The organism is Gordoniibacillus kamchatkensis (genome assembly GCF_000829455.1).
Classification (GTDB): Bacteria; Bacillota; Bacilli; order Paenibacillales; family NBRC-103111; genus Gordoniibacillus; species Gordoniibacillus kamchatkensis.
In genome coordinates, this window is the sequence record NZ_JXAK01000055.1 from 25837 (window position 1) to 46712 (window position 20876).

Here is a 20876-nt window from a genome sequence, read left to right on the forward strand (position 1 = left end):
TATGATTTTGTTTCTGGCAGGTACTAGCGATGCAAGAGAGCTGGCGCTGCGCATACAAGGGGCCGGTTACCCGGTTCTGGCCACGGTCGTCACGGACAACGCGGCGAAGCAGCTGGAGAAGGCGGGGCTGACCGCTCATGTCGGCCGGCTGACGGCGGCGGACATGGTCCGGCTCATTCGCGAACGGCAGCTGAGAGCGATCGTCGACGGCAGCCATCCGTATGCGGTCGAAGCTTCGCGCACGGCGAAAGCGGCGGCGGAGGAAGCGGGCGTTCCCTATCTCCGGTATGAACGCGCCGGCAGCGAGATGGAGGAGCATGAGCTCATTACGGTCGTGGACGATTACGAGCAGGCGGCGGAGCTGGCCGCCGAGAAGCGCGGCGTCGTAATGCTGACGACGGGCAGCAAGACGCTTCACATTTTTGCGGAGAAGCTGCTCGGGCTGCCCGATACGACGCTCGTGGCGCGAATGCTGCCGAGAAAAGACAACATGGTGAAGTGCGAAGAGCTTGGCGTCGAGCAGAGGAACATCGTGGCGATGCAGGGGCCTTTTTCAAAAGAGCTGAACCAGGCGCTGTACCGGCATTACGGGGTGACGCTCATGATTACGAAGGAGAGCGGCAAGGAAGGAGCGGTCGACGAGAAGGTGGCCGCAGCGCTCGACATGGGCATCGAAGTGATCATGATCGGCAGGCCGGACATCGATTACGGGACGGTCACGTCGGACCCCGGGGACGTGCTGCGGCAGCTGGACGAATGGCTCAAATAACGATCACCCGCAGGAGGAATAACGATGGATTTCCATACGGAGTTTAAACCGCTCACCGTACAGCCCCAGGAGATCGAGGAGCGCAGCTTCGAGATTATCGCGGAGGAGCTTGGGCCGCACCGTTTTACGGACGAGCAGTTCAAAGTCGTGCAGCGCATCATCCACGCCTCCGCCGACTTCGAGCTGGGGCGCAATGTGCTGTTTCACCCGCGCGCCGTGCAGGCAGGCATCGAGGCAATCCGCAGCGGCAAAATCGTCGTCGCCGACGTGCAGATGGTGCAGGTCGGCATCAGCAAGGGGCGGATCGAGAAATTCGGCGGCGAGGTCAAGGTGTACATATCGGACAAGGACGTCATGGAGGAGGCGAAGCGGCTCAATACGACGCGGGCGATCGTCTCCATCCGCAAGGCGGTGCGGGAGGCCGAGGGCGGCATTTTCGCCATCGGGAACGCACCGACGGCCTTGCTCGAGCTCATTCGGCTCATCAAGGAAGGGGAAGCGAAGCCGGGCCTAGTAATCGGCATGCCGGTCGGGTTCGTATCTGCCGCCGAATCGAAGGAAGAGCTGGCCAAGCTGGACGTTCCGTTCATTACGAACGTCGGGCGCAAAGGCGGCAGTCCGGTGACGGTTGCGGCCGTGAACGCCATCTCCATTCTGGCGGAAAAAATGGGGTAACGAGGCATGGCGGACGAGCAGGAAACAAAACCGATGCGGCACGGCTACACGACCGGCTCCTGCGCGACGGCGGCTTCGAAAGCGGCGCTGTGGGCGCTGATTCATCAGCGTCCGCTGGAAGAAGTGACGATCCGCATTCCGGCCGGCGAGGACGTTACGTTCCGGCTGGTGCAATGCGAGGTGGAGCGCGGCCGGGCGACGTGCGGCGTCATCAAGGACGGCGGGGACGATCCCGACGCGACGCACGGCGCGCTCATTCTGAGCGAAGTGAGCTGGACGGAGGAGCCGGGGATCGTGCTGGACGGCGGCGTCGGCGTAGGCAGGGTGACGAAGCCCGGTCTGCCTGTACCTGTCGGGGAAGCGGCGATCAATCCGGTCCCCCGCAAGATGATTACCGGCGCCATTCGCGAGCTGCTCGCGGAACACGAACCGGAGAGCGGGGTGAAAGTCGTCGTATCCGTTCCGGACGGCGAGGAAATCGCCAAGAAAACGCTCAACGGCAGACTTGGCATTATCGGCGGCATCTCGATTCTCGGCACGCGCGGCACGGTCGTCCCGTTCTCGACGGCGGCGTTCCGGGCGAGCATCGCGCAGGCGATCCGGGTCGCCAGGGCGAACGGCTGCGGCCATCTCGTCGCGTCTACCGGCGGCAAGTCGGAGAAATTCGGCATGCAGATCTACCCGCAGCTGCAAGAGGAAGCGTTTATCGAGATGGGCGATTTCGTCGGCTTTACGATTAAGCAGTGCAAGCATGCCGGGGTAAGCAAGGTAACGCTGATCGGCATGATGGGCAAGTTTTCGAAAGTGGCGCAAGGGGTCATGATGGTCCATTCCAAAGGCTCCAGCGTCGATTTCCCGTTTCTGGCGAAAGTGGCCGCCGAAGCGGGGGCGTCGGACGAAACGGTACGCGAGATTGTGAACGCGAATACGGCGGCGCAGGTCGGCACGATTATGGGCGACAGCGCAGGCTTTTTCCGCAAGCTTTGCGAATATTGCTGCCGGGAAGCGCTGCGCGAAGCGGGCGGCGGCTTGGAGATGGAGACGATGATCATCAACATGAATGGAGAATTACTGGGAAGGGCGGCTTTGCATGGATAAACGAATCGCGATCATCGGCATCGGGGACGACGGTGCGGACAGCCTGCTTCCGCGGTATGTGGAGCGGATCGAGCGATCGCAACGGCTGGTCGGCGGGGAGCGGCAGCTGGCGTTCTTTCCCCGTTACGAAGGGGAGAAGGTCGTCATCAAGAGCGGCCTCGCGGAGCTGGCCGATATGCTCGCAGGCAGCGACAAGGACACGGTTGTGCTGGCGTCCGGCGACCCGCTGTTTTACGGGATCGGCGGCTACTTGGCGAAAAAATGCGGCGCCGAAGTGTACCCGTACGTCAGCTCCGTGCAGCTGGCCTTCGCCCACATGGGCGAAAGCTGGCAGGACGCCGCCGTGTACAGCCTGCACGGGCGGAGCATCGCCGGGCTCGCGCAAAAAATCGACGGCCAAGGCAAAATCGCCCTGCTCACCGACGAGCGCAACTCGCCGCAGCGCATCGCCGAATATTTGCTGCATTTCGGGATGAGCGAGTACCGGGCGTTCGTTGCCGAACATCTCGGCGGCGACAAGGAGCGATGCCGCTGGTTCGAGCTTGAGGAGCTTGCCGCCGGCGGCGTGGAGTGTTCCCCGCTCAACGTCGTCGTTTTGCGCAGGACGGGGCCTTCCCCACAGTGGACGCTCGGCATCGAAGACGAGGCGTTCGCGCAGCGCAAGCCGGACAAGGGGCTCATTACGAAGCGCGAGGTGCGCATCCTGAGCATAGCGGCGCTCGGCCTGAAGCCGGACTCCGTCGTATGGGACATCGGCACGTGCACCGGTTCCGTCGCCATCGAAGCAGCCCGCCTGTGCCGGGACGGGGCGGTGTACGCCATCGAGAAGAACGAGGACGATCTGGCAAATTGCCTGGAAAACATGAGGAAGTTCCGGACGGATTTTACCGCTGTACACGGCAAGGCCCCGAACGGGCTGGAGCAGTTCCCCGACCCGGACGCAGTGTTTATCGGCGGCAGCGGCGGCGAGATGCAGGAGCTGCTGCGCGTTTGCTGCACGCGGCTGAAGCCCGGCGGGCGGATCGTGCTGAACGCCGTAACGATCGAGAACTTGTTCGAGGCGCAGCAGGCTTTTCTGGCGCAAGGCTATCGCGTCGACATCTCGATGATCCAGGCGGCGCGCAGCAAGCCGATTTTGAACATGACGCGGCTGGAAGCGATGAATCCGGTCTATATCGTGACGGCAAGGCACGGGGGAGATAAGGAGCGGGAGGAACAGCCATGACAGGAACGTTGTACGGGGTCGGGCTCGGCCCGGGCGATCCGGAGCTCATTACGGTTAAGGCGTACCGGGTGTTGAAGGAAGCGGACGTGATCGCATTTCCGAAAAAGATGAAAGGCGCCAAAAGCTACGCCCTCGCCATCGCCGAGCATTATGTCGATCAGCGGCAGAAGGAGATGCTGGGGCTCGTTTTTCCGATGACGAAGGATCGGGAGCAGCTCGACAGGCAGTGGAACAAAACGGTGGCCGACGTATGGGAGCGGCTCGAACAAGGAAGGTCGGTCGCCTTCGTCACCGAAGGGGACCCGCTGCTGTACAGCACGTTTATTCATCTGATGAGACTGATGCAGGAGCTGCATCCCGAAGTCCCGGTCCAGGTCGTGCCGGGAATCTCGTCGGCGAACGGGACGGCGGCCCGGCTTGGCACCCCGCTGGCCGACGGCGACGAGCGGTTCGCGATCGTGCCGGCCACCTCGAACGAGGCGGATATGCGGCAGGCGTTGGAACAGCACGATTGCGTCGTTTTTATCAAGGTGGCCAAGGTGCTCGATATGATGATCGGCCTGCTGCGGGAGCTGAGGCTTACGGACAAAGCGGTCGTCGTGACGAAAGCGACTTCGGACGAGGAGCGCGTCTACGACCGGGTGGAAGAGCTGCTCGGCGCAGAGCTCGAATATTTGACGTTAATGGTGGTGCGAAAATCATGAAAGTATACATCATCGGAGCCGGGCCGGGCGATCCTGATCTGATCACGGTCAAAGGGCTGAAGCTGCTGCAGGAAGCGGACGTTGTCCTGTACACGGACTCGCTCGTGAACGATGAGCTGATCGCCAAGGCCAAACCGGACGCGGAAATTTTGCAAAGCTCCGGCATGGCGCTCGAGGAAATGGTCGGCATCATGATCGATCGGGTGCGCAGCGGCCGGACGGTCGCTCGCGTGCATACCGGCGATCCGTCCGTATTCGGCGCCGTTCTCGAGCAGATCGTGCTGCTGAAAAAAGAGGGCATCCCGTTCGAGATCGTGCCCGGCGTCAGCTCCGTATTTGCCGCCGCCGCCCGCATCGGGGCGGAGCTGACGGTGCCGGATTTGACGCAGACGCTTATTTTGACGCGGGTCGAAGGGCGCACGCCGGTGCCGGAGCGGGAGCAGCTGAAAGATCTGGCAGCCCATCACTGCACGCTGGCCCTTTATTTAAGCGCCACGCTCACGAAGAAAATCGTCGCCGAGCTGCTGGACGCCGGTTGGGAGCCGCAAACTCCGGTTGCCGTCGTGCAGCGCGCCACCTGGCCCGATGAGATCGTCGTCCGCACGACGCTGGAGCGGCTGCATGACGATATGCGCGAGGCGGGCATCCGCTCGCATGCGATGATTTTGGCCGGCTGGGCGCTCGATCCGGGGCTGCACGACACGGACCAGTACCGCTCGAAGCTGTACGATAAGACGTTTACGCACGGCTTCCGCAAAGGTGTGAAAGCATGAGCGTCATTGAGCTGAATGAGACGGACGTTCCCGCCATTGCGGTGCGCGGCGATTACGCCATTGTGGCGATAACGAAGCACGGGACGGCGCTGGCGCGAGGGCTGCATAAGCAGTTCTCCAACATGGATCTGTATTATATGGGCAAATTCGCCCAAGGCGACGAAGCCGCAAGCGGGATACAGCTGTTCAACGGCAGCGTCAGGCTGCTGCTTCCCGCCTTGTTTCAGTCGTACAAAGGACTGATCATCCTCATCTCGCTCGGTGCCGTCGTCCGCATGATCGCGCCGATTCTGCAGGATAAAAAAACGGACCCCGCCGTCGTCGTCATCGACGACAAGGGCGAACACGTCATCAGCGTGCTGTCGGGCCATCTCGGCGGCGCCAACGAGCTGACCCGCGAGGTCGCCGCCGCCATCGGGGCGAGGCCGGTCATTACGACCGCCTCCGACGTGCAGCGGACGATTCCGGTCGATTTGTTCGGCCGCCGCTTCGGCTGGGAATGGGAGTCCGCCTCCGCCGACAAGCTCACTCCTGTGAGCGCTTCGGTAGTCAATGAGGAGCGGGTGGCCATTGTACAGGAGTCGGGAGAGCGCGACTGGTGGATGTACGACTCGCCGCTGCCGCCCAATCTGCAACTGTGCGGCAGCATTGCGGAGGCGCTGGATGCGAAGCCGCAGGCGGCCCTCGTCGTGACCCACAGGCTGCTCGCACCGGAGGAAGAAGCGATTCTCGCGAACGGCGTGCTGTACCGGCCGAAGGTGATCGTGCTCGGAATGGGCTGCAACCGCGGCACCTCCGCCGAAGAGATTGAAGCCGTCATCCGCGAGACGCTGGCGGAGCTGGGCTTCTCCATGCGCAGCGTGAGGGCGCTTTGCACGATCGAGCTGAAGAAGGACGAGCAGGGGCTCGTCGCCGTGGCGAACAAGTTCGGCTGGGAGTTCGTCTGGTACGCGCCGGACCGGCTCAACGCCGTAGCTGTCGAAGAGCCGTCCGATACCGTATACCGCTACACCGGCGCCTATGCGGTCAGCGAGCCCGCCGCCAAGCTGTATACGGGCACCGGCAAGCTGGCGCTGACCAAGAAAAAATCGGGCAATTGCACGATTTCCGTCGGCATCATGCCGTTTGAATAAACCTAGGGGGAGGACTCACCGTGCAAAACCGCATTCTTATTGCAGGGACCGGCAGCGGGGTCGGGAAAACGACGCTGACCATCGGCCTTATGGCGGCTTTGCGGCAGAAGGGCTACAACGTACAAGGCTTCAAATGCGGTCCGGACTACATCGATCCTACGTATCATACCGCCGTAACGGGGCGCCAGTCCCGCAATCTGGACAGCTGGATGCTGTCGCGCGACACGGTTAAAGATATTTTCCGCCGGGCGAGCAGCGAAGCCGACATTTCCGTCATCGAAGGGGTCATGGGCCTGTTCGACGGCAAAAACCACCTGAGCAACGAAGGCAGCGCCGCCGATATCGCCGGGCTGCTGCAGTGCCCTATCGTGCTCGTCGTCAATTGCCACAGCATGGGGCGCAGTGCCGCTGCGGTGGTGAAAGGGTTTCAGCATTTTGCCGCGGACGTGAACATTGCCGGCATTATCGCCAACAAGGTCGGCAGCGAAGGCCATTACCGGATGGTGAAGGAAGCCGTTATGCAGGAATGCGGCTTGCCCGTTTTCGGCTATTTGCTGCGGGACGACGCGCTCGAAATCCCCGAGCGGCACTTGGGACTCGTTCCTTCCGTGGAAAGAGGCGAGCTGGAGCCTTTCTTCGCGAAGCTGGCGCAGCAAGTTGCCGCCACGGTCGACGTGGAAGCGATCGTCAAAGCCGCAGTTTGCCCGGATTTGCCGGCGCCTGAAAGCGAAGGGCGGCTGTCCGTATTCGAGCCTCGGCCGCAAGCGCATGGTTCCGGCGTGCGCCTTGCCGTCGCGCGCGACGCCGCCTTTAACTTCTACTATCCGGAAAATTTGGAGCTGCTGCAGGCTTGCGGGGCTGAGCTTCGGTTCTTCTCCCCCCTCGCCGGCGAGACGGTGCCGCCCGATGCGGACGGCCTCTATATCGGGGGCGGCTTCCCCGAGGAATTCGCCGCGACGCTCGCCGCAGGCAGCGAAGTGAAAGCTTCGATTCGCGCGTTCATCGAGCGCGGCAAGCCGGTGCTGGCGGAATGCGGCGGCTTCATGTATTTGACGGAGGCCATCGTGGACACGGAAGGGCGCCGGTACGACATGGTGAGTGCGATTCCCGGCCAGGTGGCGATGCAGAAGAAGCTCGCTTCGTTCGGCTACCGGGAGATTCAAGGGACCGACGCCAACTACTTGCTGCAAGGCGGCATTAAGGCGCGGGGCCACGAGTTCCACTATTCCACGTATCAATGCGAATCGGCCAATCCGGCCGCTTACATCACCAAAGGGCGCAAAGGCGAACAAGAGGAAGGCGTGCTGCACCGCAGGCTGGTCGCCGGCTACACGCACATCCATTTCGCCTCGGCTCCCGAGATGGCGCAGCGGTTCGTGGACGAATGCGCTCAAGTAAAGAGTACGGAGGGTTAAACCGTGTCGATTTTCGAACTGTTGAAGCAGCGGCGGGCGGTGAGGAACTATATGCCCAAAGAAGTCGAGGACGACAAAATCGTCCGGCTGCTGGAAGCCGCCGTCTGGGCGCCGAACGACAGGCTGCGGGAGCCGTGGCATTTTTACGTGCTGCGTGGTGACGCCAAGCGGCGGTATCAGGAAGTCGCCGAGCAGTTTTTGCAGGAGCGTTTTCCGACGAAGCCCCATCTTGTAAGAGAGTCGCTGCAGGTGCTGGAGAACACGCCGCTCATTATCGTCGTGACCGCGGACATCGTCGAAGGGGACGAGGCGTCGTCGGAAGACAACGAATATGCGGTCGCGTGCGCGATTCACAGCATGTGGCTCGCCGCCGCGGAGCTCGGCCTCGGCATGGTGTGGCGCACCCGCGGGGTAGGGCTCGTCCGCGACAAGCGCATCTATGACGTGATCGGGGCGACGGCGGACCGGAAAGTCATCGGCTCGCTTTTTATCGGCTATCCGGCAGATCAAGTTACGGCGACGGCCAGAAAGCCGGTCGATGAGAAAGTAACCTGGCTGTAATCAGCTGTATGGAGGGACAAAGTGGATATCCCGGCACTTATCGCGTTTGTGTTTATTTTGGGCTTGCGCCACGGTTTGGATGCCGATCATTTGGCCTGCATCGACGGCTTGACGCGCTATAACCACCGGATGAACAGCCGGATTACGCGCTGGATCGGCACGCTGTTCTCGCTTGGACACGGCTTGATCGTCACTGCCGTCGCGGTCATTATCGGCAATATTTCCGAGCGGTTCGTCATTCCCGACGCCGTGGACACGTTTGTTACCTGGTTTTCGATCTGCTCGCTGTTTCTGATCGGCACGCTCAACAGCTACAACTTGCTCAGGGTCAGGTCAGGACCCAGTCAGCTGGAAGCGGTCAAGGGGCGCCTCATTCCCCGCGTCCTGCGGGAGACGACGAATCCGCTGCTCATTATGGCGATCGGCGCTCTGTTCGCGCTCGCTGCGGACACCGTCAGCCAAACGTCGGTGTGGGCGCTGGCCGCCGGCCACGCGTACATGCCGTTCGTGCTCGGGGCTACGTTTACGCTGGGGATGGTGCTGACCGATTCGATCGATGCGTGGATCGCTTACCGGCTCATCGGCCAAACCGGCCGTTCGGGACGGTCCGCGTCGCGCTGGATGGGCTGGCTCGTCGTGACGCTCGCGTACGGTGTTTCGTTCTATGAGGCGGTGTCGTTTTTCCGCCCGTCCGCGGACGATCTTCCCGAGCTGGTCGGGCTCGTCGCCTTCCTGTTCTTGCTCACGGCTTTCGCCATCGTGCTCGTGCGCGATAAGCGGCGCAAGGCGCTCGACGAAGGAGGCGGGATATGACTGTGACCGGGGGCGCGGTAACGAAAAGGGCGGTGCTGGCGCAAGTGTTGATCTGCTCCGGATGCTGCTGCGGGAAGACGGAGAAAGGGAAGCCGCCCGTGCCTGTCGACTGGCTGAAGGCCCGGTGGAAAGAGCTCGGGCTCAAAAAGCGGGTGCAGCTTACAATCAGCGGCTGCCTCGGGCCGTGCGATCTCGTCAACGTTGTCTGCGTCATGACGCAGCAGGGACCGGTGTGGCTGGGCGGCTTGACCGACTTCGATCATTATGCCGCGATCGCGGATTGGGCGAGTGCGGTTATGGAGCGCGGAGCTTTGCTGCCGCTGCCGGAGGAGCTGATGCGGTTTGCTTTTGAGCGGTTTGATGTGGGGGCGGGGGCTGGCTTGTATACCGCGCTTCCTATCAACTGAGTTTCACATATACAAGAGTGTAAAAGGAGATTCCCCCTTGTTGAGAAGGGAAGTCTCCTTTCTATCTGCCTCTATCCGCGGCATGCGGCCGTTACAATCCCGAAATTTCCCCGCCATTGACATGGAATGTCTGTCCGATCACGAAGGTGGAATCGTTCGAAGCCAAGTATAAGTAAATAGGCGCGATTTCAAACGGCTGGGCCGTCCTTCTCATGGGACCGGGAGCATCGAAAGTCCCGTAAAACATGTACAACTCAGGCGGAAGGGAAGAGGCGATGAGGGGAGTCCACGTTCGGCCCGGAGCGACGGCATTCACCCGGATGCCACGCTCGATGAGGGAAGCCGCCAACGAGCGGGTAAAAGCGCTGACCGCTCCCTTGCTCGCCGAATAAACAGCAAATTCCGCGAAGCCTTTAACGGCAGCGATCGAGCTTGTATTAATGATGGTGCTGCCAGGCTTCAAGTGCGGAACCGCTGCCTTGGTAAAGTAAAAACAGGAGAAAACATTCGTTCGAAACGTCCGCTCCAGCTGTTCGGCGGATATTTGTCCGATATCCGGTTGATATTGCATTTCTCCCGCATTGTTGATCAAAGTATCGAGCCGCCCGAATTCGGACAACGTTAGCTGGACGGCGCGGCGGCAAAATTCCTCGTTTCCAATGTCCCCGGCAATCGTCAAGCATCGGCGGCCGAGCTGCCGGATTGTTTCTTTCGTCTCCGCGGCGTCTTCATGCTCGTTCAAATAAACTACCGCAATGTCTGCGCCTTCCCGGGCAAATAAATACGCAATCGCACGCCCGATTCCGCTGTCCCCGCCCGTTATAATCGCCACTTTATTGTGCAGCTTGCCCGGTCCGGCTTGCCCGGGCTGCTCCGAAACCGGTCTCGGCCGCATGAGAGCTTCCGATCCCGGCGGGGCAGGCTGCACCTGCGGCGGAAACTCGACGGGGATATTTTCGCACTTGGTCACATAATGGCCGTACGCATTCACGACGTCCCTCCATTTCGGCTTTCCCTGCTTTCAAGTTATTCCCCGGACCGAAATGGGTGCCCGGCAAGACTCTTTTCAATAAACCGGTAAGCGCAGATCAAGATCAAGGCCGCGATCGGGTAAGTGGGAATGGAATAATACAACCTCCAGGTCCTGTAGGTCAGGAAGCCGAATTTCAGACTGATCCATTCGAAGCAAAGCGCATAGCATGTCCAAGCCGCCAAGTACCAAATGAGCTTTTTGCCGCGTATTCCCCATTTGTCGTAGTAATACAAAAAAATTATCGAATACGGCGTATAAACGAAAGCGTGGGCATAGGCCGCCATAGGCTCGTAGGTCTCATTGTCGAGACAGTCGTATACATGAAAAGGCGTGGCTGCGATAGCGTAATCGATCGTCGCGATGAAAGCGATGTTGTACACCCATAGAATGATGAGCGTCGCGGGACGGAAATGCTTTCGAATCATCACGATATAGGACATAAGGACGATGGAGGCAACGACCACGAACCATTCGTTCTTGTCAAAGATAAAATTCATAGGCTAATTGGTTCCTCCGGCATAAAGCTTGCGACGAAACATCTTCATAATGCCGACCAAAAGCAAATTGTGAATAAGCCAAAAGGCGGCCGACCACCAGAGCTTCAACCAGACGTGGACGAAAACGCCCAACACGCTGGACAGCCATTCTATGCCTGTGGTCAGCGCCGCAAAGCTCAAAATGCAGACAAGCTTCATTCTGCCGCTTTTTAACGCACAATAACTGTTTAGAAACAGCATGCCAAGGACAGGGTAAAGGACGGTTCGGTTGAGAAGATGGGCGAATTCGGGACCAGGCTCGTTCGGATTGATGGAGCTTTTGAAATTCATCGTCTGGATCGCGGAATAATTTTGCACAAAGATGGCGCTGAGGCACCAGTAAAGGAAAATTTCGATCGGGAGGAGACGCTTCTTTCGGATGCTGAAGAAGGCGAATGCAAAACCGGCATTGACGAGAAGGAAAAAAATAAAAACCATCGGCCCTCATCTCCTGATTTTTCGACATGGAACCAATCCAGCCCATCGCCCTATAATATTTGCTTGTCGCTGGCAGCTTATCCCGTTACTCCTGCACGATCGTCGCCAACCCCCCCACCTTCACTTTATTGCCCTCCCCGCACCGCAAAATCGTGCTACTTCATGAAAACTGGAGCAAACGCTTTCAGAAAACGCAATCATGTCTAGGCGAACGACAAAACAGTGCAGACGATCGACCGACACAACCCGACAGCGCGGTGCTACTATAAGTTTTGCAAACGATTTCTGTGAATCCATAGGAGGGTTTATATCCATGCAGAAAAAACAAGTCATCGCATTGCTCGCCCTGACGGCTATGCTCGGTTTGACGGCGTGCGGCAGCAACGGCTCCGGCAGCGCGGGTGCCGGCGGCGCGGCAAGCAAAGACAATAACGCAGCGGCGGCTCCCGCAAAGACAGATAACGGCGGAGCGAAAGGCCAGCCAAACATCGGCGTCGCCATTTACAAGTTCGACGACACGTTCATGACGGGCGTGCGCAACGCGATCTCCGATGCGGCGAGCGGCAAGGCGAAAGTCGATATCGTCGACAGCCAAAACTCCCAGCCGACCCAGAACGACAAAGTCGACCTGTTCATCACGAAAAAGGTGAACGCGCTTGCCATCAACCCGGTCGACAACACGGCGGCCGGCGTACTGATCGACAAGGCGAAAGCGGCGAACTTGCCGATCGTATTTTTCAACCGCGAGCCTAGCGCGGACGATCTGAAGAAATACGACAAGGCTTACTATGTCGGCGCGAAAGGGTCCGAGTCCGGTACGATGCAAGGACAAATCCTCGCCGACTACTGGAAAGCCCATCCGGAAGCCGACAAAAACCACGACGGCGTGATGCAGTACGTCATGCTGACCGGCGAGCCGGGACATCCGGACGCGGTAGCCCGCACGAAGTACTCCATCGACGCGATTACCGGCGCCGGCATCAAAGTGCAGAAGCTGGCCGAAGATACCGCCATGTGGGACCGCGTCAAAGGTCAGGAGAAAATGGCGGCGTTCCTCGCGGCGAACGGCGACAAAATCGAAGCCGTACTTGCCAACAACGACGACATGGCGCTCGGCGCTATCGAAGCTCTGAAAGCGGTCGGCTATTTCAAAGACGGCAAATATATACCGGTCGTATCCGTTGACGCTACCGCTCCGGGCCAACAGGCGCTGCAGGACGGCACGCTGCTCGGCACGGTGCTGAACGACGCGAAGAATCAAGGCAAAGCGACGCTCAACCTGGCCGCTGCCCTTGCTCAAGGCGTAACGCCCGACAAGGCATCCATCGGCTACGACATCACGGACGGCAAGTACATCTGGGTGCCCTACAAAAAAATTACGAAAGACAACATCGCCGACGCGAAGTAATCGGCCGATATGCGGAAAAGGCAAGGAAGCGGACGCGTGCGCCTACGCCCTTGCCTTTTTCTTTTGCTGCTTACGTCAGACTTCACAGAAACGACCGCAGGAGGCGAAACCATGGCTGAAGACCGCTTTTTGCTGGAGCTCAATAACATTTCGAAGCAGTTTCCGGGCGTCAAGGCGCTTGACGACGTTACGCTCAAGATCCGCCCCGGTACGGTTCACGCTCTGATGGGAGAGAACGGAGCGGGCAAATCGACGCTCATGAAATGCTTATTCGGGATCTACACGCCGGACAGCGGCGAAATTTACATGAACGGCGAGAAGAAAAACATTACGAACTCCAAAGACGCTTTGGAGAACGGGATTTCGATGATTCACCAGGAGCTTCATCCGGTTCCGTACCGCAACGTGATGGAAAATATATGGCTGGGCCGCTTCCCGACCAAAGGGTTCGGGCCGATCCGGTTCGTTGATCATAAAAAAATGCAGCGCGACACCGTGCGCCTGTTTCAAGACCTTGATATGGACATCGATCCGAAGACAATCGTCGGCACGCTGTCCGTATCCAAAATCCAGTCTATCGAAATCGCCAAAGCGGTTTCCTTCCAGTCGAAAGTCATTGTAATGGATGAACCGACTTCGTCCTTGACCGGGAACGAAGTGGAGCAGCTGTTCAAAATCATAAATGAACTCCGCAGCCGCGGCGTCTCCATCATCTACATTTCCCACAAGATGGAGGAAATTTTGCGCATTTCGGACGACGTGACGATCATGCGGGACGGCAAAAAGATCGGCACCTGGCCGGCCGCCGAGCTGACGACGGACCTGATCATTTCGCGGATGGTCGGGCGCGACTTGACCGAACGTTTTCCGGAGCGCAGCAACGTGCCCGGCGATGTGGTCATGAAGGTGGAGGGGCTGACTTCTCCGATTGACCGTTCGTTCAAGGACGTCTCCTTCGAGCTGCGTAAAGGGGAAATTCTCGGCATCGGCGGCCTCGTCGGGGCGCAGCGGACCGAGCTGATCGAAGCGCTGTTCGGGCTCAGGGCCATATCCGCCGGACGCATCGCCATGAACGGCCACGAGGTTTCCATCAAATCGCCGATCGACGCCAAGAAGCACCGAATCGCGCTGCTCACCGAGGAGCGCCGAGTCACGGGTATTTTTCCGGTACTGAACATTATGGAAAATACGGTCATTGCCAATCTGGACCGGTACCGTTCCGCGCGGTTTCTGCTGAGCGACAGCAAAATGAAGCGCGAAGTCGACGACAGCATCGAGAAGCTGCGCGTCAAGACGCCGTCGATGAAGCAGCTTATCCGCAACTTGTCCGGCGGCAACCAGCAGAAGGTGCTGCTCGCCCGCTGGCTGCTCACCGATCCCGACATTTTGCTGCTCGACGAACCGACGCGCGGCATCGACGTCGGCGCGAAGTTCGAGATTTACACCATCATTGCAGAACTGGCCAGGCAGGGCAAAAGCATTGTCATGATCTCGTCGGAAATGCCGGAGCTGCTCGGGATGTCGGACCGGATCATGGTCATGCGCGAAGGCCGGCTGTCCGGCATCGTTGACGGCAAACACGCCACGGAAGAAGAGATTATGCGCCTGGCCGCGCAAACTTCGGCATCTTAAGAGGGGGTACACCATCAACATGAATTCAAATACGAATCGTATCGGCAATTTCATGACGCAGAACGCGATTTATATCGTTCTCATCGTTCTGGTCGTCGGTATCGCGATCAAGGACCCGAGCTTTCTGAACATCGGCATTTTGCGCGATATTTTGCTGCAATCTTCTACGCGGGCGATTATCGCGCTCGGTGCCGGCTTTATTCTCATCACGGCGGGGACGGACTTGTCCGCAGGCCGCGTCGTTGGCTTCACTGCGGTGCTGTCCGCTTCGCTGCTGCAGCGTCCCGATTACGCGCGTCTTTTCTTCCCGGATTTGCCGCACCTGCCGCTGTGGCTGCCAATCGCTTTGGCGATCGCCGCCGGTCTCGTCGTCGGTTTGATTAACGGTTTTATTGTAGCCAAGCTGAGCGTCCCGCCATTCATTGCCACGCTCGGCACGATGGTCGCCGTCTACGGCGTCAACTCCATCTATTTCGATATGAAGCCGAACCAGTCGCAGCCGATCGGCGGCCTTCGCCCTGATTTTACGACGCTCGGGACCGGATTCATCGGCAAAAGCGGGCCTTACTCCATTCCGTACATCGTCATTATCGCCATCGTCATAGCCGCCATCGTCTGGGTCATTTTCAATAAGACGCGGCTCGGCAAAAACATGTACGCCATCGGCGGCAACATCCAGGCGGCCAAAGTGTCGGGCATTAACGTCGGCCGCAACCTGATGGCGATCTATGCGATCGCCGGCGCCCTGTACGGCCTCGCCGGGGTATTGGAAGCAGCCCGCACGGGCGGCGCGACGAACAACTACGGCAATATGTACGAGCTGGACGCCATCGCAGCCTGCGTCGTCGGCGGCGTATCGACCTCCGGCGGCATCGGCACGGTGCCTGGCATTCTTGCCGGGGTGCTCATTTTTGGCGTCATCAACTACGGCTTGACGTTCATCGGCGTAAGCCCGTACTGGCAGCTGATCATCAAAGGCGCGATCATCGTCGCCGCCGTCGCCTTCGACATCCGCAAATATTTGACGAAGAAATAATCCCATCTCCACGCAAAACGATGCTGCCGCGCTTACAGCCGGGCAGCATCGTTTTTTCGACCTGGTTCGGGTGGCTGGCAGTTTGTGTATGGCTGGAGCCGCATGGAGCCAAGGAGGAGCGGGTACGTTATAGCGGGAGGTGTAACGCATGCCGACAATGACAGACGTTCCAACCGCTCCAACCGCTTCGAAACCGGATCTCTCCCCGGTACAAATTTGGCGATGCCGGAGCAGCTCCTGCAAGGCGTGGGTTCGCGCCGAACTGGCTGCCGGGGCCAAACCGAGCTGCCCTCTGTGCCAAGGGGAGATGATCCGCGGCATCAAGCATTTGCCGAAGCTGGTTACCAAAGTGAAGGCGCAGAAGAAAAAAGCCGATGTCGTCCCTTGGTGATGGCTCTGGCCGAGTTGAGTTGCTATGAAGAGGCCCGCGGCTTATAGCCGCGGGCTTTGCCATGACGGAGCCCATGCCGTCTGCCGGACGGCACGGGCACACATTTTAGCTGAGTCTGAAAGCGGCGACAGCCCTGTTCAGCTCCAGCGCCAATTGAGCGAGTGATTGAGACGTGGAGGCGCATTCCTGGCTGCTGGCCGCAGCCTCTTCGGTGCCGGCGGAAATTTTCTCGATCGACCCCATCACTTCGGCCGATTGCGCGGCTTGCTCTTCGCAAGCTGCGGCGATTTCCGTCACTTTATGGGCCGTGTCGTTCACGACTGCCAGAATCGTTTCGAACGAATCTCCGGTTTGCTGCGATGCCGCGGCGCCTTCGCTGACCGCATTCACGCTATGCTTCGTATTTTCCTGCATTCCTTTAATAATAGCCGTAATTTGCTTCGTCGCCTCGCTGCTCCGCTCCGCCAGCTTGCGCACTTCATCGGCGACCACGGCGAAGCCGCGCCCTTGTTCGCCGGCTCGCGCCGCCCTGATGGCGGCATTCAACGCGAGAAGATTCGTTTGGTCGGCAATGTCGTCGATCACGCTAATAATTTCTCCGATTTTGTTGGAGTCTTCCTCGAGGAGCGACATTTGCCGTTTAATCGTGTTCATGCCCTCGATCGAATGGCGGACGACGTTCCCGCCCTCCTGCGCGACGGAACGCGTTCGGCCCGACAGCTCGGACGCTTGCTCGGCGCTTTCCGCTACGGAGTTAATGGCGATGGACAGCTCCTTGAACAGCTCGTTGATCGTTTGCGCTTCGCTGGCCTGGACGCTGCTGCTGCTGGCGATCTCTTGCGAGCTGGCGGAAATTTGTTCGGCTGCGGCCGAGACGTTTTCCGCCGAAGTCAAAATGCCGCCGATCGTTTTCTTCAAGCTCCCCACGGTATGATCGAGAGCTTTCGCCAGGAGGCCGATCTCGTCGCGGGAGTCGATGTCCGCCGTTTCCCGCAGATCGCCTTCCGCCACTTTGCCGAGCACCTCCAGCACGCGGTGAAGCGGGCGGACGATCGATCGCGCGATTGCGACGCCGGCCAGCAAGGCGATCACAAGCGCGGCTACAATCACGATGATGCTCAGATTGCGGGTGCTGACGTACGATTGCAAGTTCGTTTGATCGATCTGGTCCGCCGTTTGAATATTATCATTCATCAAATCCGTCAAAATTTTGTTTTTCTGTTCTTTCAAAGGATCGACCTTTTGCAGAAAGACGGCATACGCTTCGGCATTTTTATTCTGAAGCGCCAAATCGAGAACTTCTTGCCGGGCAGCCCTGTATTTGGGCATCAGGTCATTGTATTGCTGCAACAGTTGTTTGGCTTTGCCATCCAGGTGCGTTTGCTGAAAGTCGCTGAGCAGCTTTTCGTTTTGGCTGGTTACGTCTTGAATATCTCGAGAAAGCGCCTTGTTTCTGGCCTCGTCCGTCGTCACCATAAGTTCGAACAAATCGCCTTCGGCCCGCAATGAGTTCAATTGAATCGCGCCAAGCCACTGCATGGGCAATAACCGGTCCAGGTACATGGATTTGGAGTTGTCGTTCATTTGAAATATGCCTTTATAGCCGATGATTCCGACTGCAAGCAAAGAAACGATGCAGATTGCGATTAACAAGTTGATTTTCGTGCTGACTTTCAGATCCCTGATACGTTTCATTTTCGAAACCTCCGCCATAAATGAATTGTCGATACCATCCGCCATGTCCATGCATTGCTGAAGCTCGCGTGCTTGAGTGTAATCCACCTCGGTGCATAATGTTAAATTCCTATCAATTTAATCGACAACAATCGACTAAAAATGAAGATTTAAATAGAATTATGTCGAAAATAATCGTCAAATTTTGCCCCAGCCTTGCCATTGAGTTGAACGCAACATCGCATTGCCGCCTGGATACTCCAGTTGCATAAGACCGGTGCGGACGGTACACTTGAGACGTGCCGTTGCAAGCAGTAAGGATAAGCGGCTTATGGAGTAAGAAAGGATACGTTGCAAATGAGTAAATTACGCAGAGAAGATATAGAGCTGCTCGCCCCGGCGGGCGACTGGGACTGCCTGCGGGCGGCGGTGGCGAACGGGGCGGACGCGGTATTTTTCGGCGTGGAGAAGTTCAACGCAAGGGCCCGCGCCCACAATTTCAAAATGGATGAGCTGCCGGACATTATGGCGTTTCTGCACTTGTACGGCGTAAAAGGCTTCCTCACGTTCAACATTCTCGTGTTCGAGGAGGAGCTGCCGGACGCGCGCGAGCTGATCGAGGCGTGCATCGACGCCGGCGTGGACGCGGTTATCGTGCAAGATCTCGGCCTGGTCAAAATGATCCGGGACATCTCCCCCGATTTCCCGATCCATGGCTCGACACAGATGACGATCACCTCGCCGGAAGCTGTCGAGTTCACGAAGCCGTTCGACATTGAGCGGGTCGTGCTCGGGCGGGAAAATAACCTCAAGCAAATCAAGCAGATCGGGGAGCAGGCGCGGCTTCCGATGGAAGTGTTCGTGCACGGGGCGCTGTGCGTCTCGTATTCGGGCCAATGCCTGACGAGCGAAATGTGGGGCGGCCGCTCGGCGAACCGCGGCGAATGCGCGCAGGCGTGCCGGCTGCCGTACGACCTGATGGTCGACGGCACGCAGAAGCCGATGGGCGACGTGGCGTACCTGTTGTCGCCGAAAGATTTGGCGGCGATCGACCTGGTGCCGGAGCTCATCGAAGCGGGCGTGACGTCGTTCAAGATCGAAGGCCGGCTGAAAAGCCCGGAATACGTAGCGAACGTCGTCGGCAAATATCGGGCGGCGATCGACCGTTATTTTGCCGGCTCGAAAGAGGGGCCGAGCGAGGCGGAGCTGCGCGAGCTGCAGCAAAGCTTTTCGCGCGGCTTCACGCATGGCTTCCTGAAAGGGACGAACAACAAACAGCTCGTGGAAGGGACGTTCCCGAAGAGCCGCGGCGTCTTTCTCGGCCGCGTCAAGCAGGTGCTGCGGGACGGCGTTGTCGTCGAGCTGGAGGCTCCGCTCAAGCGCGGGGACGGCATCGTTTTCGACGCGGGCGATCCGACGAAGAAAGAAGAGGGCGGCCGCGTGTACGATTTGCGCAGGCGCGGGCAGAAGCTGGAAGGCGAAGCCGAAGGCGGCATGATCGAGCTCGTGCCGGGCCGGAATGACGTCGATTTGAGCCGCGTCCACGTCGGTGACCGGGTGTGGAAGACGAACGACCCGCATCTCGACAAGCGGCTGCGCCAAACGTTCGAGACGGATAAGCCGTACCGCATATTCCCGGTGCGGGTGAAAGTGTTTGGCGCGGAGGGCGGACCGCTGCGTACCGTATGGACCGATACGGCAGCCGGGCATACCGTCACGGCGGAATCCGAGCTGCCGCTCGTACGCGCGGAGAAGCGCCCGATGGACCGGGCGCTGTTCGAGGAGCAGCTCGGCCGCCTCGGCGGCACGATTTTCGCGCTGCAGGACGTGGAGGTCCATCTGCAAGGGGAGCTCATCCTGCCTATGCGCGAGCTCAATGCGCTCCGCCGCCGGGCGGTGGAGCTGCTCGAGCAGGAGCGCCAGCGGCCGCGGCGCTACGCGAAGCGCAGCGGCATGGACATTTACGCCGATGTGGCTGCAGTGGCGGGCGGTGCGATGGCACGTGAAGCCGGTGCGAGCCGTGACGCGGGGGTTGTCGACAGTGATGCAGCGGATGGGGCAGGCCATACCGCAGGGGCCGAACTTGGGGGCCGCCGCCGGGCGCGGCTCACCGCATTGTGCCGCAATCTGGATCAAGTGCACGCCGTGCTGGAGCATGCTCCCGACGTCGAGCTCATTTACGCCGACTTCGAGTTCATCAAGCAATTTCCGGCCGCGGTCGAGGCTGTGCATGCGGCCGGTCGCCGCATTGCGCTGGCGACGCCGCGCATCCATATGCCCGGGGAGACGGGGTATTTTCGCAACATCCTGAATCTTCGTCCGGACGCCGTGCTTGTGCGGAATACGGGGGCGCTGTACTTCTTTATGAAGCATTTCGCCGAGCATCCGGGCGAGCCGCAGCCGGAGCTGATCGGAGATTTCTCTCTGAATATCGCCAACCACAAGACGGCGGCGCTATTCCTCGATGCCGGCTGCTCGCGGGTGACCCCGTCGTACGACCTGAACATCCAGCAAATGGTCGATCTGCTGCGCCGTTCGGACACGTCCCGCCTCGAGATCGTGCTTCACCAGCATTTGCCGATGTTCCACACCGAGCACTGCGTGTACTGCACGTTCCTGAGCGAAGGCACCGATTACACGAACTGCGGCCGTCCGTGCGAGGAGCACCGCGTGTCGCTCCAGGACCGGATCGGCATGTCGCACCCGGTGCGCGTAGACGAAGGCTGCCGCAACACGGTGTACAACGCGATCGAGCAATCGGGCGCGGAATATTTGCAGCATTTTCTCGAGCTGGGCGTCTCGACGTACCGCATCGAGTTTCTGGAGGAAGATGCCGGCAAAGTGCGCGAAGTGCTCGACCTGTACGCACGGGCGCTGCGCGGCGAAGTGAGCGGCTCGCACGTATGGAAGGCGCTGAAAGCGACCAACCAGCTCGGCGTGACGCGCGGGCAGCTGGTGAAATAAGAGGATACCGGAAAAAGGCCCTAGCAGCGCGGCAAGCGTGTTGCCCGCCTGCAAGGGCCTTCCTTTGCGTCGCCCTCCATTAGGGCGGCGCTTTTTTTAGTGCGCCACGCATGGCGATTAACTAGGCGGTGAAAGTCCGCTGTGGGGGCTTGTAGTGGCCAACCACTAGCCAAGAGCAAGGGTGTCCATCG

20 protein-coding genes are annotated in these 20876 nt (G+C 59.4%); 16 read left to right on the top strand and 4 right to left on the bottom strand.

Features of this window, described 5'->3' with window-relative positions:
• The first annotated feature begins 1 nt into the window (after position 1).
• The 11 genes from cobK to SD70_RS25150 are packed head-to-tail and all read left to right on the top strand — an operon-like array spanning position 2 to position 9573.
• Positions 2–769 (top strand): precorrin-6A reductase, encoded by a 768-nt coding sequence (gene cobK, locus SD70_RS25100; protein WP_041050735.1) that lies wholly within the window; start codon positions 2–4, stop codon positions 767–769.
• Between the two features lie 24 nt (positions 770–793).
• Complete coding sequence (locus SD70_RS25105) at positions 794–1444, top strand: precorrin-8X methylmutase (protein WP_041050737.1); 651 nt, start codon at positions 794–796, stop codon at positions 1442–1444.
• Positions 1445–1450: 6 nt separating this feature from the next.
• On the top strand, positions 1451–2542 hold the full coding sequence (locus SD70_RS25110) for a cobalt-precorrin-5B (C(1))-methyltransferase (protein WP_041050739.1): 1092 nt from the start codon (positions 1451–1453) through the stop codon (positions 2540–2542).
• A complete protein-coding gene (locus SD70_RS25115; RefSeq protein ID WP_041050741.1) occupies positions 2535–3767 on the top strand; it encodes a bifunctional cobalt-precorrin-7 (C(5))-methyltransferase/cobalt-precorrin-6B (C(15))-methyltransferase in 1233 nt (410 codons plus the stop codon). Before SD70_RS25110 ends, SD70_RS25115 begins: the two co-directional genes overlap by 8 nt.
• Positions 3764–4471, top strand: a complete 708-nt coding sequence (gene cobI, locus SD70_RS25120) for a precorrin-2 C(20)-methyltransferase (RefSeq protein ID WP_041050743.1) — start codon at positions 3764–3766, stop codon at positions 4469–4471. Before SD70_RS25115 ends, cobI begins: the two co-directional genes overlap by 4 nt.
• Positions 4468–5244, top strand: coding sequence for a precorrin-4 C(11)-methyltransferase (gene cobM / locus SD70_RS25125; protein WP_041050745.1), 777 nt, complete (start codon positions 4468–4470; stop codon positions 5242–5244). Before cobI ends, cobM begins: the two co-directional genes overlap by 4 nt.
• Complete coding sequence (locus tag SD70_RS25130; protein WP_041050747.1) at positions 5241–6377, top strand: cobalt-precorrin 5A hydrolase; 1137 nt, start codon at positions 5241–5243, stop codon at positions 6375–6377. The genes cobM and SD70_RS25130 overlap by 4 nt, the downstream gene beginning before the upstream one ends.
• Before the next feature lie 20 nt (positions 6378–6397).
• Positions 6398–7792: a cobyrinate a,c-diamide synthase gene (locus SD70_RS25135; protein WP_041050749.1), complete on the top strand. Its 1395-nt coding sequence runs from the start codon at positions 6398–6400 to the stop codon at positions 7790–7792.
• A gap of 3 nt (positions 7793–7795) precedes the next feature.
• Complete coding sequence (locus tag SD70_RS25140) at positions 7796–8353, top strand: nitroreductase family protein (RefSeq protein ID WP_041050751.1); 558 nt, start codon at positions 7796–7798, stop codon at positions 8351–8353.
• A 21-nt stretch (positions 8354–8374) separates the two neighbouring features.
• Positions 8375–9166, top strand: coding sequence for a HoxN/HupN/NixA family nickel/cobalt transporter (locus SD70_RS25145; RefSeq protein ID WP_041050753.1), 792 nt, complete (start codon positions 8375–8377; stop codon positions 9164–9166).
• Positions 9163–9573 (top strand): (2Fe-2S) ferredoxin domain-containing protein, encoded by a 411-nt coding sequence (locus tag SD70_RS25150; RefSeq protein WP_052487862.1) that lies wholly within the window; start codon positions 9163–9165, stop codon positions 9571–9573. The genes SD70_RS25145 and SD70_RS25150 overlap by 4 nt, the downstream gene beginning before the upstream one ends.
• Positions 9574–9664: 91 nt before the next feature.
• Here SD70_RS25150 and SD70_RS25155 read toward each other — a convergent pair whose 3' ends face one another.
• Genes SD70_RS25155 through SD70_RS25165 form a run of 3 tightly spaced genes read right to left on the bottom strand, consistent with a single transcriptional unit; the run spans position 9665 to position 11580 of the window.
• The gene (locus tag SD70_RS25155; protein ID WP_041050755.1) at positions 9665–10564 is read right to left on the bottom strand and encodes an SDR family oxidoreductase; all 900 of its coding nucleotides are present in this window, start codon (positions 10562–10564) and stop codon (positions 9665–9667) included.
• Between the two features lie 35 nt (positions 10565–10599).
• Entirely contained in the window at positions 10600–11103 is a 504-nt protein-coding gene (locus SD70_RS25160; RefSeq protein WP_041050757.1) for a hypothetical protein, read from the bottom strand.
• Between the two features lie 3 nt (positions 11104–11106).
• Positions 11107–11580, bottom strand: a complete 474-nt coding sequence (locus tag SD70_RS25165) for a hypothetical protein (protein ID WP_041050759.1) — start codon at positions 11578–11580, stop codon at positions 11107–11109.
• Between the two features lie 313 nt (positions 11581–11893).
• Here SD70_RS25165 and SD70_RS25170 point away from each other — a divergent pair, with 313 nt between their 5' ends.
• From SD70_RS25170 to SD70_RS25185, 4 genes are all read left to right on the top strand, one after another.
• Entirely contained in the window at positions 11894–12988 is a 1095-nt protein-coding gene (locus SD70_RS25170; RefSeq protein ID WP_041050760.1) for a galactose ABC transporter substrate-binding protein, read from the top strand.
• 111 nt (positions 12989–13099) lie between these two features.
• Entirely contained in the window at positions 13100–14620 is a 1521-nt protein-coding gene (locus SD70_RS25175; RefSeq protein ID WP_041050762.1) for a sugar ABC transporter ATP-binding protein, read from the top strand.
• Between the two features lie 19 nt (positions 14621–14639).
• Complete coding sequence (mglC, locus tag SD70_RS25180; protein ID WP_082053645.1) at positions 14640–15656, top strand: galactose/methyl galactoside ABC transporter permease MglC; 1017 nt, start codon at positions 14640–14642, stop codon at positions 15654–15656.
• Positions 15657–15804: 148 nt separating this feature from the next.
• Positions 15805–16047, top strand: a complete 243-nt coding sequence (locus SD70_RS25185; protein ID WP_231571522.1) for a cold-inducible protein YdjO-related protein — start codon at positions 15805–15807, stop codon at positions 16045–16047.
• 105 nt (positions 16048–16152) lie between these two features.
• Here the strand turns inward: SD70_RS25185 and SD70_RS25190 are convergent, their stop codons facing one another.
• Positions 16153–17742, bottom strand: coding sequence for a methyl-accepting chemotaxis protein (locus SD70_RS25190; protein ID WP_041050781.1), 1590 nt, complete (start codon positions 17740–17742; stop codon positions 16153–16155).
• 336 nt (positions 17743–18078) lie between these two features.
• Between SD70_RS25190 and SD70_RS25195 the strand changes: the two genes are divergently transcribed.
• On the top strand, positions 18079–20685 hold the full coding sequence (locus SD70_RS25195; protein WP_041050764.1) for a U32 family peptidase: 2607 nt from the start codon (positions 18079–18081) through the stop codon (positions 20683–20685).
• Positions 20686–20876 lie beyond the last annotated feature (191 nt).